This window comes from Stackebrandtia soli, assembly GCF_965137155.1.
In the GTDB taxonomy this organism is placed as follows: Bacteria; Actinomycetota; Actinomycetes; order Mycobacteriales; family Micromonosporaceae; genus Stackebrandtia; species Stackebrandtia soli.
Genome location: NZ_CBCRZX010000019.1, coordinates 50,995 through 66,632, shown reverse-complemented (window position 1 = coordinate 66,632; position 15,638 = coordinate 50,995). Strand labels below are relative to the sequence as shown.

Annotated in this window: 16 protein-coding genes and 2 pseudogenes; all 18 read left to right on the top strand. The window is 66.9% G+C overall.

All coding sequences use genetic code 11. The features are described from left to right. Nucleotides 1-270 precede the first annotated feature (270 nt). Nucleotides 271-663 (top strand): annotated as a pseudogene (locus tag ACM9NP_RS13125) (glycosyltransferase family 2 protein); the annotation flags it as partial. A 539-nt stretch (nt 664-1,202) separates the two neighbouring features. After that, the gene (locus tag ACM9NP_RS13120; RefSeq protein WP_415646959.1) at nt 1,203-2,849 is read left to right on the top strand and encodes a CDP-glycerol glycerophosphotransferase family protein; all 1,647 of its coding nucleotides are present in this window, start codon (nt 1,203-1,205) and stop codon (nt 2,847-2,849) included. 108 nt (nt 2,850-2,957) lie between these two features. Beyond that, nucleotides 2,958-3,723, top strand: a pseudogene (gene pseI, locus ACM9NP_RS13115) (pseudaminic acid synthase); the annotation flags it as partial. 13 nt (nt 3,724-3,736) lie between these two features. Beyond that, a partial coding sequence (locus ACM9NP_RS13110; RefSeq protein WP_415646943.1) for an SAF domain-containing protein occupies nt 3,737-4,001 on the top strand: 265 nt, incomplete at its 5' end. 285 nt (nt 4,002-4,286) lie between these two features. Further along, on the top strand, nt 4,287-4,646 hold the full coding sequence (locus tag ACM9NP_RS13105; protein ID WP_415646942.1) for a hypothetical protein: 360 nt from the start codon (nt 4,287-4,289) through the stop codon (nt 4,644-4,646). Nucleotides 4,647-4,650: 4 nt separating this feature from the next. Then, on the top strand, nt 4,651-5,643 hold the full coding sequence (locus ACM9NP_RS13100) for a hypothetical protein (protein WP_415646941.1): 993 nt from the start codon (nt 4,651-4,653) through the stop codon (nt 5,641-5,643). A gap of 537 nt (nt 5,644-6,180) precedes the next feature. After that, the gene (rpsL, locus tag ACM9NP_RS13095) at nt 6,181-6,555 is read left to right on the top strand and encodes a 30S ribosomal protein S12 (protein WP_415646940.1); all 375 of its coding nucleotides are present in this window, start codon (nt 6,181-6,183) and stop codon (nt 6,553-6,555) included. Next, entirely contained in the window at nt 6,555-7,025 is a 471-nt protein-coding gene (gene rpsG / locus ACM9NP_RS13090; RefSeq protein WP_415646939.1) for a 30S ribosomal protein S7, read from the top strand. The genes rpsL and rpsG overlap by 1 nt, the downstream gene beginning before the upstream one ends. Before the next feature lie 208 nt (nt 7,026-7,233). Further along, complete coding sequence (gene fusA, locus ACM9NP_RS13085) at nt 7,234-9,333, top strand: elongation factor G (protein WP_415646938.1); 2,100 nt, start codon at nt 7,234-7,236, stop codon at nt 9,331-9,333. Nucleotides 9,334-9,717: 384 nt separating this feature from the next. Continuing rightward, nucleotides 9,718-10,911, top strand: a complete 1,194-nt coding sequence (gene tuf, locus ACM9NP_RS13080; RefSeq protein ID WP_415646937.1) for an elongation factor Tu — start codon at nt 9,718-9,720, stop codon at nt 10,909-10,911. 336 nt (nt 10,912-11,247) lie between these two features. Next, nucleotides 11,248-11,556 (top strand): 30S ribosomal protein S10, encoded by a 309-nt coding sequence (gene rpsJ, locus ACM9NP_RS13075; RefSeq protein ID WP_142041947.1) that lies wholly within the window; start codon nt 11,248-11,250, stop codon nt 11,554-11,556. 13 nt (nt 11,557-11,569) lie between these two features. Next, on the top strand, nt 11,570-12,223 hold the full coding sequence (rplC, locus tag ACM9NP_RS13070) for a 50S ribosomal protein L3 (RefSeq protein ID WP_415646936.1): 654 nt from the start codon (nt 11,570-11,572) through the stop codon (nt 12,221-12,223). Then, entirely contained in the window at nt 12,220-12,870 is a 651-nt protein-coding gene (rplD, locus tag ACM9NP_RS13065; RefSeq protein WP_415646935.1) for a 50S ribosomal protein L4, read from the top strand. Before rplC ends, rplD begins: the two co-directional genes overlap by 4 nt. Further along, on the top strand, nt 12,867-13,181 hold the full coding sequence (rplW, locus tag ACM9NP_RS13060) for a 50S ribosomal protein L23 (RefSeq protein ID WP_415646934.1): 315 nt from the start codon (nt 12,867-12,869) through the stop codon (nt 13,179-13,181). The genes rplD and rplW overlap by 4 nt, the downstream gene beginning before the upstream one ends. 25 nt (nt 13,182-13,206) lie before the next feature. Continuing rightward, the gene (rplB, locus tag ACM9NP_RS13055) at nt 13,207-14,043 is read left to right on the top strand and encodes a 50S ribosomal protein L2 (protein ID WP_415646933.1); all 837 of its coding nucleotides are present in this window, start codon (nt 13,207-13,209) and stop codon (nt 14,041-14,043) included. A gap of 13 nt (nt 14,044-14,056) precedes the next feature. Beyond that, nucleotides 14,057-14,338: a 30S ribosomal protein S19 gene (gene rpsS, locus ACM9NP_RS13050; RefSeq protein ID WP_415646932.1), complete on the top strand. Its 282-nt coding sequence runs from the start codon at nt 14,057-14,059 to the stop codon at nt 14,336-14,338. 44 nt (nt 14,339-14,382) lie between these two features. Continuing rightward, a complete protein-coding gene (rplV, locus tag ACM9NP_RS13045) occupies nt 14,383-14,847 on the top strand; it encodes a 50S ribosomal protein L22 (RefSeq protein ID WP_415646931.1) in 465 nt (154 codons plus the stop codon). Further along, nucleotides 14,847-15,635 carry a 30S ribosomal protein S3 gene (rpsC, locus tag ACM9NP_RS13040; RefSeq protein WP_415646930.1) on the top strand — a complete coding sequence of 263 codons (789 nt, stop codon included), beginning with the start codon at nt 14,847-14,849 and terminating at the stop codon, nt 15,633-15,635. The genes rplV and rpsC overlap by 1 nt, the downstream gene beginning before the upstream one ends. Nucleotides 15,636-15,638: the final 3 nt, after the last annotated feature.

Below are 15,638 nucleotides of genomic sequence, written 5' to 3'. Positions count from 1 at the left end.
TATGGAATACGTGTCCATTGAGGTGTGTATGCTCGATCGCGGGTCGAAGTATACCGATCAGAATAATCGCGGAACCGGGGTCTCGGAATGTGCTAGGTATCGTTGGAATTCGATGTATGTTCGGTAAACAACCTGGTAGACAGGCAATCTGATGCGATGGTTTGACGCGCGTTAACGTTGGATTTGATTGTCGTGAAGGTTCTTTACTCGCGTTGTTCATGTATTCGTCTCACGCGATTAATAATGGATTGATTCATTAAAATTCGGGGCGTGACTCTCCTCAGCGTCATCGTCCCGGTATATCGCGTCCAGGGATTCCTCGGTGAATGTCTCGACTCGATCCTGACCCACGAACGCACCGATATCGAAGTGATCGCCGTCGATGACTGTTCCCCCGACGGCAGCGCGGCGATCCTGCGGCGGTACGCCGCGCGCGACCCCCGCCTGATCGTCACGTCGACACCCCGCAACGTCGGGCTCGGCCCGGCCCGCAACGCCGGACTCGAACTCGCCCGAGGCGACTGGGTGTGGTTCGTCGACAGCGACGACACGCTAACGCCCGGCGCGATCGACGCCGTGTGCGACCGGCTCACCGCCGACGGCCCCGACGTCCTGTTCGTCGACTACGCGAAGACCTACCCCGCGCGTGAACCAGAACCTTCGCAATGGGCGGACCTGCTGCGCCGCCACCCCCCACCCGAGCGCTTCGACCTCGCGACGTGGCCGCACGTCATGGAGGTGATGAACGCCGCCTGGACGAAGATCGTGCGACGCGACCTGCTCCTAGAACACGACCTGACGTTCCCGCCCGGGTGGTACGAGGACATTCCGTGGACGTACAAGCTCGTCCTCGTCGCCACGTCGATGTCCATCCTCGACAAATGTTGCTACCTGTACCGTCAGCGCCGCAGCGGATCGATCACCGCCACCGGCGGCCCGCGCCACTTCGAACTGTTCGACCAGTGGGCGCGGCTGTGGCAACGCGTCGACGACGCCGACGCGAACACCAAGGCCCTCATCTACCACCGCATGGTGTGGCACTACCTCCAGGTCGTCGGCAACGACCAACGCATCCCCGCGCGCCTGCGGCGCGAGTTCTTCCTCCGCGCGGCCAGCGACTACCACCGTTACGGCATCGACGTCGCCGCCATCCCCGTCGGACTCCGCGAACGCGTCAAACGCGGCATCCTCCGTAACCGTCGATACCGTCTCTACTGGACGATCCGAGCCCTCGGGCGGCTCGCTCGGGCACTCCTCCGGCGCACCCCGGCGCCGCCCGCCTGCGCTACGCCCTCGCCCGTCGCCTCCCCGTCGACGCGAAGCTCATCGCCTACGTCGCCCAGGCCCCCTCCGACACCCCGAGCGACCTCGCCGCCGTCCGCGCCCGGCTCCGGCAGACCCACCCCGCCGCACGACACGTCTGGTTGCACGGCGACGCCACCGACCCCGCGGCCCTGCACGCGCTCGCCCGAGCCCGCCATGTCCTGTGCGACACCGACCTCCCCGCGCACTACCGCCGCCGAGCCGGCAGCCGCGCCGTCCGGTTCTTCCCGCACACACCCTTCACCCCGATCGGCCTAGACCGAACCGACGAGGCCGACCGCGACGAGGTTCTTCGCCAAGCCGACGCCCTCGACGCCCTCGTCGTCGCCGACACGCACACCGCCGCGACCGTCGAACGCGCCTACCAGCCGACCTCGCCGATCCACACCACCGGCACCCCCACCACCGCCGCGCTGACGACGCCCCGCGACCCCCGCGCCGCGAAACGCCGACTCGGACTCGCCCCGGACGTCACCGTCGTCACCCACCTCACCGGCGAACCGGCGACCGACCTCGACACCCTCACCGCCGCGCTGCGCGACGTCACCATCCTCATCGGACACCACGCCGACGGCCTCGCCCGCTTCCCGGCGCTGCCACCGGCGGCCACCCTCGACGACGCGCTCGCCGCGACCGACGTCCTCGTCACCGACCACGCGAGCGCCCTCGCGCCGTTCCTGCTCCTCGACCGTCCGATCGTGCTGCGGCCCGACGACGTCCCGCGCTTCGACCCTCCGCCGGGCCCCGTCGCCACGACCACGGCCGAACTCGCGGCCGCCATCCGCGTCGCCGCCGACGCGGAACACCGACAGGCGAGATACGGCCTGCGTGACCGCCTCGGCGTCACCGACAGCCCGGACGCGACGGACCACATCATCGCCGTCCTCCTCGCCACCGAGCCGCCGCGACCCTCCCCCGAGTCACCGGCCCCGGCCGAATCCGCCGTCGTCGAACGCTCCAAAGAGAACGTCTTACCGCCAGTGTCATATCCAGAAAGGACATACGACGTGCTCGCTTCGTCAGACCCCGAGCCGCGACTGCGATCCGCCGTCGACGCGGACGCCCCCACCGTCCTCACGTGGCGCAACCACCCGAAGGTCCGCGCCGCGAGCTTCACGACCGCCGTCATCTCCGACGCCGACCACAAGGCCTGGTGGGGCCGCACCGCCGCCGACCCGCAGCGGCACCTGTACCTGTTCACCTGGCGCGGCAACGACGTCGGAGTCGTCCACTTCGACGTGAACGGCGACATCGCCACCTGGAGCCACTACCTCGACGTCGACACCCTCGACCGCGACAACGAGCTCCTACCGGCGTGGCTCGAACTCGGCCGCACCGCCGTCCGGCACGCCTTCGACACCTGGCCGATCCGACGCCTCGACGGCGAGACGATGGCGTGGAACACGCCCGTCATCGCGATGAACCGCCGCTTCGGCGCCGACGTCACCCACTACACGACGACAGTCGACGGTCGGGACGTCGACGTCTGCGGCCTGTCCATCACCACCACCAACCGCCGCGTCTGACGGAGCCCCCGCGATCCGACACGGAGCGCGTCTCCGGCTCACTCGCCGCCGCTCGGCCACGTCACCACCGCGCACGATCCACAGCCGACACCACTAAGGAACCACCACATGCTCACCATCGACGGTCACTCCATCGGCACCGACCACCCGCCGTTCGTCATCGCCGAGATCTCCGGCAATCACAACGGTTCCCTCCCGCGAGCCCTCGAACTCATCGACGCCATCGCCGACGCCGGGGCCCACGCCGTCAAGTTCCAGACCTACACCGCCGACACCCTCACCATCGACAGCGACGCGCCCGCCTTCCGCATCGGCGACGACCACCCACTGTGGGGTGGACGCAACCTGCACGCCCTGTACGACCAGGCGCACACCCCCTGGGACTGGCACCCCGAACTCTTCGCCCGCGCCCGCCGACGCGGCCTCACCGCGTTCTCCTCGCCCTTCGACGCCGGCGCGATCGACCTCCTCGAACGGCTCGACGCCCCCGCGTACAAGATCGCCTCCTCCGAGATCGTCGACCTCCCGCTCATCGACCGCGCCGCCCGCACCGGCAAACCCGTCATCATCTCCACCGGGATGGCGAATCTCGCGGAAATCGACGCCGCCGTCCGCACGGTCCGAGCCACCGACAACGACCAACTCCTCGTCCTCGCCTGCACGGCGTCCTACCCGGCACCCGCGACCGACGCGAACCTGCGCCGCGTCCCCGCCCTCGCCGCCACCCTCGACGTCCCCATCGGACTGTCGGACCACACGGCCGGGATCGGTGTGCCCGTCGCCGCCGTCGCCCTCGGCGCCGTCGCCATCGAGAAGCACGTCACCCTCGACCGCTCCGACGGCGGCGTCGACTCCGCCTTCTCGCTCAACCCCGNCGAACTCGCCGNCCTCGTCACCGAGACCGCCCGAGCCCACGCCGCACTCGGAACCGCGCACATCGCCCCCGCGCCCAGCGAGAGCGAGGGCCTGCGCTTCCGGCGCTCGCTGTACGTCGTCGCCGACGTCGCGGCCGGAGACCCCGTGACCGAACACAACGTCCGGTCGATTCGACCGGTCGGCGGACTCGACCCGGCCCTCCTGCCAACCGTCCTCGGCCGCACCTTCACCCGCCCCGCGACCAGGGGCACCCCCCTCACCTGGTCCCTGATCTGACCCACCTCGGACGAGCCCCCGGCTTCGAGAACGGCGATGTCGACGAGGAACCGGCCGTTCCGACATCGGGATTCCTTCGATGACGAGTCAACGCAATCCACTAGGAACGTCGACGCCGGATTGACTACAGGGGAGTTGGAATGAACCGGGCGGCGCGATCGAACGGGTGACAAGAGGGGGAGTCCCCCGGGTGGGCGTGATTCGCGGGTGAGGGACATCGCCTCGTGCCGGGCGGATCGCGGGTCGGCCCGGTTCACATGGACTCGTCCAGGCATCATGGGGGACATGCAACAGTCCGAGGCCGTCGCCGCCGCGGCGCGACACCCGCGTGACCCCGAGCCGGTGCCGTCGACGAAGGCCGCCGCCGCATTCGCCCTTGGCCTCGTGGCGCTCGTGACCGCGCCCGTCATCGGCGGTGTCATCCCCGCCGTCATCGCGCTTCGTCTGTGCGATGAGGCGGACGCCGACATCGCCGAGTCGAACGGCTTTCTCCTCGGCGCGGCCCGATCCCGACGCGCGCGGTTCTTCGCGCGGCTCGCGTTCGGTGTCGCGGGCTTCGTCGTCGTCGCCGGAGTCCTGTGGTGGCTGTACCGGCTCGCGATCGCGCCCCCGACGCTGCCCACCGTCGACCCGAACGTGGACTGAGGCCATGACCGAATCAGGTTCCACCAACCCCAACGAACCGACCGACCGGCCGCACGAGGCGTGGCGCGGGCCGGACGGCCGCCCGCCGGAGCCGCCCGACGAGCGGTCGGTCTGGGCTCGTCCGTGCACGCCCGGCCATGACCCGTCCCCGGCCGCCGCGCCCGGATCCCCACCGTCGCACCCCGTTCCGCCGCCCGGCGAGGACGTGCGCGGCGGCGGGAGCGGATGGGCCACCCCCGGTTGGCAGACCGGCGTCCCCACTGGTCCCGCGCGATCGCATGTCCCACCTCCGCCGCCTCCCCCTCCGGGACAGCCGCCCGTCGGTTCGGGACCGCCGTCGTACCAGGGTCCGCCCGCGGGGCCGGGACCGTCGCCGCAGGGGCGACCCGTCTCACCACAGCAGCCGGTCGGGCCTCCTCAGGGGCCGCCCGCGGGACCCGCACCGGCAGCGCCGGGGACGACGCCGACGTTCCACGTCGCGCAGCCTCCGCCCGACCCCGAGGGCGGTGAGCCGGACGAACCGAGGACCCCGCCGCAGAAGCCGCCGCCCGCGCCGAGTTCCGCCACCAGCCAGCAGCTTCCCGTTCCGATGCCGCCCGTGACGCGGCCTCCCGCCGGTTCCGCCTACGGATATCCGGCGCGCTACTCCGACGCGCCGGGTTCCGGACGCTTTCAGTTGGCGTTGCCGCAGCTCGGCACGATCGTCGCGGGACCGGCGGTCGGCAGCCTCATCGCAGGCATCGCCGCGGTGATCGTCGCGATCGGGGTCGCCTGCGGCGGCCTGATCCTGGAGACGATGATCGCCGTCGCGGTGACCGTCCTCGCCGTGTTCTTCTCCGGCACGGCGATCCTGCTGGCGCTGTTGGCGTTCCGGCAGATCGGACGGGGCGGTGGCGAGTATCGGGGCCGGGGCATGGCGATCGCCGGGCTCTCGTGCGGCTGCGTCGGGATCGGGTTGGCGTTGTTGTTGGCCTTCGTGGTCTTCGCCATGAACTGACATCCTCAAAGGATCATTCGGTGACGGTCGGCGATCGCGGCCCGGCCGTGGTTCGTCGTGTCGGCGTCGGCGTTCTCTTCCGCCGCTTGGGAACACCGTGACGAACTACCCGGGCAAGGGCCGGATGGGCGCTGAGGTAAGGTATACGCCGGTGTGCCTTCCCGAGCGCCGTGATAACTCAACACCGTCAGCCTGCGGGGGCGATTAAGTGAGACCGCGCACGGCACGGCGATACCGCCGTTACCGGAGTTGACTTCGCCCGCTAGGGTGGGTAGGCTTTCCCCTCGTGCCCGGGCTCCGGCCTGGGCTGGCGTGCTGCCCTAGAGTGGCTGATTGGTTACTCGACACGCGGTGAGTGCGCCGCGTTCCACCTAACCCAATCGCGGTTTTGCCGCGAAACGGGTCGCGTCCGGGCCGACACGCCCGAGCGCGGGGGGCGGGCACAACCGTGCTCCACCAGGTGGGGTAACCCAAGCAGAAACCAGGAATTAGCCTCGGCCCTAAACCAGACGGGGCCGAAAGGGAGCGAGAGACCCGGTGCCAACGATCCAGCAGCTGGTCCGTAAGGGCCGCAAGGCCAAGGCCAGCAAGAGTAAAACGCCGGCGCTGAAGGGCTGCCCGCAGCGTCGCGGTGTGTGCACCCGCGTGTACACCACCACCCCGAAGAAGCCGAACTCGGCGCTCCGGAAGGTCGCACGTGTGCGCCTGATGAGCGGATTCGAGGTCACGGCCTACATCCCCGGACAGGGGCACAACCTCCAGGAGCACTCGATCGTGCTCGTGCGCGGTGGCCGTGTGAAGGACCTTCCCGGTGTGCGTTACAAGATCGTCCGGGGCTCACTGGACACCCAGGGTGTCCGCGATCGTAAGCAGGCGCGCAGCCGCTATGGCGCGAAGAAGGAGAAGAGCTAATGCCTCGTAAAGGTCCCGCACCGCGCCGACCCTTGATGGCCGACCCCGTCTACAACTCGATCCTGGTCACCCAGTTGATCAACAAGGTCCTGGTGCGCGGCAAGCGCCAGCTGGCCGAACGCATCGTCTACAGTGCCCTCGAAGGCGCTCGCGCCAAGACCGACACTGACCCCGTGGTCACCCTGAAGCGCGCTCTCGACAACGTGAAGCCGACCCTTGAGGTCCGCAGCCGTCGTGTCGGTGGCGCCACCTACCAGGTGCCCGTCGACGTCCGCCCGCCCCGCGCCACCACGCTGGGCCTGCGTTGGTTGGTCGACTACAGCCGCGCCCGTCGTGAGAAGACGATGGCGGAGCGCCTCATGAACGAAATCCTGGACGCCAGCAACGGGCTCGGCGCGGCGGTCAAGCGTCGCGAAGACACCCACAAGATGGCCGAGTCCAACAAAGCGTTTGCTCACTACCGCTGGTAGTGGAAACATGCCGTCGGCGATGACGAACACCGTCATCGACCGGCGGTTGGGCGGTTTGACGCACGGGTGTCGCACACCTTGGCCCCAGCCGCTGTTCCGTCTCCGGCGACTGACGGCTGCCGCCGTTGCAACGCACGGCGCATCGCGTCGGTAATACCAACCACGCTGGCGACAGCGACACAAAAACGAGAGAATCAGGATCAAGACAGTGGCTAAGGCCAACTCCGCCCTGGCGAAGCTTCGCAATATCGGCATCATGGCGCACATCGATGCCGGTAAGACGACTACGACTGAGCGCATCCTGTTCTACACCGGCATCACGTACAAGATCGGTGAGGTCCACGACGGCGCCGCCACGATGGACTGGATGGAGCAGGAGCAGGAACGCGGCATCACCATCACGTCGGCCGCGACCAAGTGCGAATGGGATGGGCACACCATCCAGATCATCGACACTCCCGGTCACGTTGACTTCACGGTCGAGGTGGAGCGTTCGCTTCGCGTTCTCGACGGTTCGGTCGCGGTCTACGACGGTGTCGCCGGTGTTGAGCCTCAGACCGAGAACGTGTGGCGTCAAGCTGACAAGTACCACGTCCCGCGGATGTGCTACGTCAACAAGCTCGACCGCACTGGCGCGAACTTCTTCCGCTGTGTCGACATGATGAAGGAGCGTCTGGGCGCGAACACCGCCGTCCTGCAGATTCCGATCGGTTCCGAGGCCGACTTCATCGGCGTCGTCGACCTGGTCGAGATGAACGCGAAGGTGTGGCGCGGTGAGACGGCGCTGGGTGAGGACTACTCCATCGAGGAGATCCCCGCCGAGCTCGTCGAGCAGGCCAAGGAGTACCGCGAGAAGCTGCTGGAGACGCTCGCCGACATCGACGACGAGCTGGCGGAGAAGTTCCTCGAGGGCGAAGAGCTGACGGTCGCCGAGATCAAGGCGTCGATCCGCAAGGGCACCATCGACAACGCCATCAACCCGGTCGTGTGCGGCACCTCGTTCAAGAACAAGGGTGTTCAGCCCCTGCTCGACGCGGTCGTCGCGTACCTGCCGTCGCCGCTCGACATCCCGCCGATCCAGGGCACCAAGATGGACGGCGAGACTCCGGACGAGCGCCCCGCCGACGTCGACGCGCCGTTCGCGGCTCTGGCGTTCAAGATCCAGACGGACAAGCACCTGGGCAAGCTGACCTACGCCCGCGTGTACTCCGGCAAGATCGAGAGCGGCACCCAGGTCGTCAACTCGACCAAGGACCGCAAGGAGCGCATCGGCAAGATCTACCAGATGCACGCGAACAAGCGTGAGGAACGTAGCTTTGCCGAGGCCGGCGACATCATCGCGATCCAGGGTCTGAAGCAGACGACGACGGGCGACACGCTCTGCGACTCGAACGCTCCGGTGATCCTCGAGTCGATGGTCTTCCCCGAGCCGGTCATCGACATGGCGATCGAGCCGAAGTCGAAGGCCGACCAGGACAAGCTGTCGACCGCGATCCAGCGTCTCGCCGAAGAGGACCCGACGTTCCGCGTGCACACCGACGAGGACACGGGTCAGACCGTGATCTCGGGCATGGGCGAGCTCCACCTGGACATCCTGGTGGACCGGATGCGCCGCGAGTTCAACGTCGAGGCGAACATCGGCAAGCCGCAGGTGTCGTACCGTGAGACGATCACCAAGCGCGTCGAGAAGGTCGAGTACCTGCACAAGAAGCAGACCGGTGGTTCCGGTCAGTTCGCGCGGGTCATCGTCAACGTCGAGCCCATTCCGATGGGCGCGGAGAACCCGACCTACGAGTTCGTCAACAAGGTCACGGGTGGTCGTATCCCGAAGGAGTACATCCCTTCGGTCGACGCCGGTGCGCAGGACTCGATGCAGTACGGCGTGCTGGCCGGCTACCCGCTGGTCGGTGTGAAGCTGGAACTGGCCGATGGTCAGTACCACGAGGTCGACTCTTCGGAGATGGCCTTCAAGATCGCCGGTTCGATGGTGCTGAAGGAGGCCGCTAGGCGGGCCTCCCCGGCGCTGCTCGAGCCGATGATGGCCGTCGAGGTCACCACCCCGGAGGACTCCATGGGTGATGTCATCGGCGACATCAACTCTCGCCGTGGCCTGGTGCAGGAGATGGGGGAGCGGGGAACCGCTCGCGTCGTCAAAGCCCTGGTGCCGCTCAGCGAAATGTTCGGCTACGTCGGCGACCTGCGGTCGAAGACCCAGGGCCGGGCGAGCTACTCCATGCAGTTCGACTCGTACGCCGAAGTGCCGGCGAACGTGGCGAAGGAGATCATCGCGAAAGCCACCGGCGAGTAAGCGAAGCGAACTCGCAGTGGCTGTTGCGATGATCAGGCAAGCAGGGCATCGTGTCGGTTCACCGTCAGGCGGATCGAACGCGAGCGGAGCGAGCCGAAAGCCACCGGCGAATAGCCAGGCTTGAGTCGCTGTGACGGTTGGGCCGACCGAGCATTCCGCCCGGTTCATCCTCTGGGGTGAACCGGGGTCGGAGGCGAAGCGGCCCAACCGATCCACGAATAGCCATAAAGAACAGTGATGTCTCTCGTCGGACCGACGTCTGACGAGGGGATGTCGGCGCCTTGCGCGCGAGGCGAACTGCAATCCCGCAGCCCCACGTGGTTCTCCACGAGGGTCTGTACCTAGGAAATCGACGTACGAACCAACAGTCCACAGGAGGACACAGTGGCGAAGGCGAAGTTCGAGCGGACTAAGCCGCACGTCAACATCGGCACCATCGGTCACATTGACCACGGGAAGACGACGCTGACGGCGGCCATTACCAAGGTCTTGCACGACAAGTTCCCTGACCTCAACCCGTACACGCCCTTCGACGAGATCGACAACGCTCCCGAAGAGCGCCAGCGTGGTATCACCATCTCGATCTCGCACGTGGAGTACCAGACCGACTCGCGTCACTACGCGCACGTCGACTGCCCGGGTCACGCCGACTACATCAAGAACATGATCACCGGTGCGGCGCAGATGGACGGCGCGATCCTGGTCGTGTCGGCTACTGACGGCCCGATGCCGCAGACCCGTGAGCACGTTCTGCTCGCGCGTCAGGTCGGCGTTCCTTACATCATCGTCGCGCTGAACAAGGCCGACATGGTGGACGACGAGGAGATCCTCGAGCTCGTCGAGATGGAGGTCCGTGAGCTTCTGTCGGACAACGAGTTCCCCGGCGACGACCTCCCGGTCGTCAAGGTCTCCGCGCTCAAGGCTCTTGAGGGCGACGAGGAGTGGTCGAACGCCGTTGCGGACCTGATGAAGGCCGTCGACGAGGCGATTCCGGAGCCGGAGCGCGCCACCGACAAGCCGTTCCTGATGCCGGTCGAGGACGTCTTCACGATCACCGGTCGCGGTACCGTGATCACCGGTCGTGTCGAGCGCGGCGTGCTGCTCCCGAACGAGGATGTCGACATCATCGGCATCAAGGAGAAGCCGATCTCGACCAAGGTCACCGCGATCGAGATGTTCCGCAAGACTCTCGATGACGCGCGTGCAGGTGAGAACGTCGGTCTGCTCCTCCGCGGTGTGAAGCGCGAGGAGGTGGAGCGCGGCATGGTCGTGATCAAGCCGGGCACCGCCACCCCGCACACCGAGTTCGAGGCTCAGGTCTACGTGCTCAGCAAGGACGAGGGTGGACGGCACACGCCGTTCTTCAACAACTACCGTCCGCAGTTCTACTTCCGTACCACGGACGTGACCGGTGTCGTTACCCTCCCCGAGGGCACCGAGATGGTCATGCCGGGCGACAACACCACCATGAAGGTGGAGCTGATCCAGCCCATCGCCATGGACGACGGTCTGCTCTTCGCGATCCGCGAGGGTGGCCGCACGGTCGGTTCCGGCCGAGTCATCAAGATCGTCAAGTAGTACAGCGTCAGGTAACAGTGTCATAGCCGACATCGTGGCCCCCCAATCGGCGGCCGATCAACGGTGCGGCATAATGAACAGGTTGCGTACGTGGGGGTCGGCCCGTGTTGTGCCTTTAACGAGGTGCGACGCTGGCCGCCCCCACCCGCGCCCGGTCCTATCGGTGTCCGATATGGCCGGGCAATTCGGCGAATAGAGCCAGTAACCCCACGTTCTTCTGTGGGATGAGCCTGGCTCTTAATCGCGACACGCCCGACAGCGGGGCGCGGACGGCAGTGCTGCTGAGCACGGCTTTTGTTCGGCCCGGCATACCAGTGGGATGAGAGTAGAAGGAACATGGCGGGACAGAAGATCCGCATTCGGCTCAAGGCCTACGACCACGAGGTCGTGGACTCCTCGGCCCGCAAGATCGTCGAGACGGTCACCCGTACCGGCGCCAACATCGCAGGCCCCGTGCCGCTGCCGACAGAACTCAATCGTTTTTGCGTGATCCGGTCGCCGCACAAGTACAAGGACTCACGCGAGCATTTCGAGATGCGCACGCACAAGCGTCTGATCGACATCCTCGACCCGACGCCCAAGACGGTGGATTCGCTGATGCGGCTTGATCTGCCTGCCGGTGTCGACATCGAGATCAAGCTGTAGGGATTCCTCTAAAATGGACAGGCAAGTCAACGGGATCCTGGGTACCAAACTCGGTATGACCCAGGTCTGGGACGAGAACAACCGCGTCGTCCCCGTGACCGTCGTGCAGGCGGGACCGTGTGTGATCACGCAGGTTCGCACCTCTGACGTCGACGGGTACAGCGCGGTCCAGCTGGCGTTCGGTCAGATTGACCCGCGCAAGATCACCAAGCCGCTGAGCGGCCACTTCGCCAAGGCGGAGGTGGCGCCGCGGCGTCACGTCGTCGAGCTGCGGACGAGCGACGCCTCCGAGTACGGCAAGGGTGACGAGGTCACCGTCGACCGTTTTTCGGTGGGGCAGCCGGTCGACGTGACCGGTAAGACCAAGGGCAAGGGCTACGCCGGTGTCATGAAGCGTCACGGCTTCTCCGGCCTCGGCGCCGGTCACGGCGTTCAGCGCAAGCACCGTTCGCCGGGTTCCATCGGCGGCTGTGCCACGCCCGGCCGCGTCTTCAAGGGCCTCCGCATGGCCGGCCGGATGGGCGGCGTGCGGCACACCGTGCAGAACCTGACGGTTCACGCTGTGGACGTCGAGAACAATCTGCTGCTGATCAAGGGCGCCCTGCCGGGCCCGGCCGGTGGTCTGGTGCTCGTGCGCAACGCCGCGAAGAAGGGTGGTGCCGCATGAGTCTCGAACTCGTCGTTACCGACATCAACGGTGCCGAAGCGGGCACGGTGACGCTGCCGGCCGAGATCTTCGAGCGTGAGGTCAACATCCACCTCATGCACCAGGTCGTCACGGCGCAGCTGGCCGCGGCCCGTCAGGGCACGCACAAGGCCAAGACGCGCGCCGAGGTGGCCGGCGGTGGCAAGAAGCCGTACCGCCAGAAGGGCACCGGTCGCGCCCGTCAGGGTTCGACCCGCGCGCCTCAGTTCGCCGGTGGTGGCGTCGTGCACGGTCCCGTGCCGCGTGACTACTCGCAGCGGACCCCCAAGAAGATGAAGGCCGCCGCGCTTCGCAGCGCGCTGTCGGACCGCGCCGCCAACGAGCGCATCTTCGTCAAGACCGGTCTGCTCGAGGGCGACACGCCTAAGACGAAGGACGCGTTGAAGGCCCTGCGTGGCACGACTGAGCACGCGAAGGTCCTGGTCGTGCTCGACCGCGAGGACACCACGACGTGGATGAGCCTCCGCAACGCGCCGGACGTGCACCTCCTGCACGCCGACCAGCTCAACACGTACGACGTGCTGGTCAGCGACGCGCTGGTGTTCACCAAGTCGGCGTTGGAGACCTTCATCGCCGACCGCACGAAGGAAAAGGAGGCCGCGCAGTGAGCTCGGTGAAAGTGGCCGACCCGCGCGATGTGATCATCAAGCCGGTCATCTCCGAGAAGAGCTACGGCCTTCTTGAACTGAACAAGTACACCTTCGAGGTCCACCCGGACGCGAACAAGACGCACATCAAAGAAGCGATCCAGCAGATTTTCGACGTTCGCGTCGAAAGCGTCAACACGCTGAACCGGGCGGGCAAGCGCCGCCGCACCCGTACGGGTTGGGGCAAGCGTAAAGACGTCAAGCACGCGATCGTGACAGTGGATGGCGACGCGTCCCGGTTGAGCGAAATCTTCGGCGGCTCGGTCGCGTAGCGGCCTGAGACGGGAGTAGGAACTAATGGGCATCCGCAAATACAAGCCGACGACCCCCGGTCGCCGCGGGTCGAGCGTCGCCGACTTCGTCGAGGTCACTCGTGACACGCCGGAGAAGTCGCTGCTGCGTCCGCTGACCAAGACCGGTGGCCGTAACTCGCGCGGCAAGATCACCACCCGCCACCGCGGCGGTGGGCACAAGCGTGCCTACCGGTTGATCGATTTCCGCCGCCACGACAAGGATGGTGTGCCGGCCAAGGTCGCGCACATCGAGTACGACCCGAACCGCACCGCGCGCATCGCGCTGCTGCACTACGCGGACGGTGAGAAGCGCTACATCATCGCGCCGAAGGACCTGGTCCAGGGCGCCCTGGTGGAGAACGGCCCCAAGGCCGACATCAAGCCGGGCAACGCCCTGCCGCTGCGCAACATCCCCGTCGGTACCGTCGTGCACGCCGTCGAGCTGCGCCCCGGCGGGGGCGCGAAGCTCGCTCGCTCCGCCGGATCGGGAATCCAGCTGCTCGCTCGTGAAGGCAAGTACGCGCACCTGCGTATGCCGTCCGGCGAGATTCGGTTGGTCGACGTTCGCTGCCGCGCCACTGTTGGCGAGGTCGGCAACGCCGAGCAGTCGAACATCAACTGGGGTAAGGCCGGACGTATGCGCTGGAAGGGACGTCGTCCCACGGTGCGTGGTGTGGTCATGAACCCGGTCGACCACCCGCACGGTGGTGGTGAGGGTAAGACCTCTGGTGGACGTCACCCGGTGAACCCGCAGGGTAAGCCCGAAGGCCGTACGCGCACCAAGGGCAAGGCCAGCGACCGGCTCATCGTCCGTCGCCGTTACGTGAACCGGAAGCGATGAGGCGGGAGTCAACATGCCACGCAGTTTGAAGAAGGGTCCCTTCGTCGACGACCACCTGATGAAGAAGGTGGAGCACGCCGTCGAAACGAAGAGCCGCAACGTCATCAAGACCTGGTCGCGGCGTTCGACCATCACCCCGGAAATGATCAACCTGACGATCGCGGTGCACGACGGCCGCAAGCACGTCCCGGTGTTCATCTCCGAATCGATGGTGGGGCACAAGCTGGGCGAGTTCGCTCTCACCCGCACCTTCCGCAGCCACGACAAAGACGACCGTAAAAGCCGCCGGCGGTAAGCCGCCGCTCCCCGCTCCGGTGGGGATGATCCAAAGGACAAACGATGGCAAACAACGAGGCCACTACGGCCCCGGGCGCGCGGGCGGTGGCGCGGTACGTACGCGTCTCCCCGATGAAGGCGCGCCGCGTCGTCAACCTCGTTCGTGGCCTGCCCGCGAACGAAGCGCTGACGGTGCTTCAGTTCGCGCCGCAGGCAGCCAGTGAGCCGGTGTACAAGGTGGTCGCCTCGGCGATCGCCAACGCGGAGAACAACGAGAAGCTCGACCCCGAGTCGCTCTTGATCACCGAGGCGTACGTCGACGAGGGCCCGACGATGAAGCGTTACCGGCCGCGGGCGCACGGACGTGCGTACCGCATCCGCAAGCGCACCAGCCACATCACCGTGGTGTTGGAGAGCGTGCAGGCCGCGGGCCCCGCGCCGACGATGCGTCGCCCCAAGCGTCGCGCCGAGACCACCACCGCGCCGGAGACGACCGAGCGCCCGACCGCCGAGAAGGAGACCGAGTAATGGGTCAAAAAATCCACCCACACGGGTACCGCCTCGGCATCAGCGCTGACTGGACGTCCCGCTGGTACGCCGACAAGGCCTACGCCGAGTACATCGGTGAGGACGTCAAGATCCGCAAGCTGATGTCGCAGGGCATGGAGCGCGCGGGCATCTCCGAGGTCGTCATCGAGCGGACCCGCGACCGGGTGCGCGTTGACGTGCACACCGCGCGTCCGGGCATCGTGATCGGCCGCAAGGGCGCCGAGGCCGAGCGGCTTCGGGGCAGCCTGGAGAAGCTCACCGGCAAGCAGGTGCAGTTCAACATCATCGAGGTCAAGAACCCCGAGTCGAACGCCCAGCTCGTCGCGCAGGGCATCGCCGAGCAGCTCGCCAGCCGTGTGAACTTCCGTCGCGCGATGCGCAAGTCGATCCAGTCGGCCATGCGCAACCCGACGGTCAAGGGAATCAAGGTCGCCTGCAGCGGTCGTCTCGGCGGCGCCGAGATGTCCCGTTCGGAGTTCTACCTCGAGGGTCAGGTGCCGCTGCACACGCTGCGCGCCAACATCGACTATGGACTGTTCGAGGCTCGCACGTCCTTCGGCCGCATCGGCGTGAAGGTGTGGATCTACAAGGGCGACGGCATGGCTTCCGCCGCGCCGCAGGAGAACGTCCAGCGTCGTCGCGAAGGCGGCGGCGGACGCGGTGAACGTCGTGGCCGGGTGCGTTCCGGTGCGTCGGGTACCACCGCGACCGGTACTGAAGCAGGGCGTGCCGCCGCTGGCGGCGCGACGCAGAACCAGGAGGGCTGAGCA

What these genes read in the sequence shown, in the direction of transcription:
- ACM9NP_RS13105 (WP_415646942.1), top strand. Translation starts at nt 4,287, where the DNA reads ATGCAACAGTCCGAGGCCGTCGCCGCCGCGGCGCGACACCCGCGTGAC.
- ACM9NP_RS13100 (WP_415646941.1), top strand. Translation starts at nt 4,651, where the DNA reads ATGACCGAATCAGGTTCCACCAACCCCAACGAACCGACCGACCGGCCG.
- rpsG (WP_415646939.1), top strand. Translation starts at nt 6,555, where the DNA reads ATGCCTCGTAAAGGTCCCGCACCGCGCCGACCCTTGATGGCCGACCCC.
- rpsJ (WP_142041947.1), top strand. Translation starts at nt 11,248, where the DNA reads ATGGCGGGACAGAAGATCCGCATTCGGCTCAAGGCCTACGACCACGAG.
- rplC (WP_415646936.1), top strand. Translation starts at nt 11,570, where the DNA reads ATGGACAGGCAAGTCAACGGGATCCTGGGTACCAAACTCGGTATGACC.
- rplD (WP_415646935.1), top strand. Translation starts at nt 12,220, where the DNA reads ATGAGTCTCGAACTCGTCGTTACCGACATCAACGGTGCCGAAGCGGGC.
- rplB (WP_415646933.1), top strand. Translation starts at nt 13,207, where the DNA reads ATGGGCATCCGCAAATACAAGCCGACGACCCCCGGTCGCCGCGGGTCG.
- rpsS (WP_415646932.1), top strand. Translation starts at nt 14,057, where the DNA reads ATGCCACGCAGTTTGAAGAAGGGTCCCTTCGTCGACGACCACCTGATG.
- rplV (WP_415646931.1), top strand. Translation starts at nt 14,383, where the DNA reads ATGGCAAACAACGAGGCCACTACGGCCCCGGGCGCGCGGGCGGTGGCG.
- rpsC (WP_415646930.1), top strand. Translation starts at nt 14,847, where the DNA reads ATGGGTCAAAAAATCCACCCACACGGGTACCGCCTCGGCATCAGCGCT.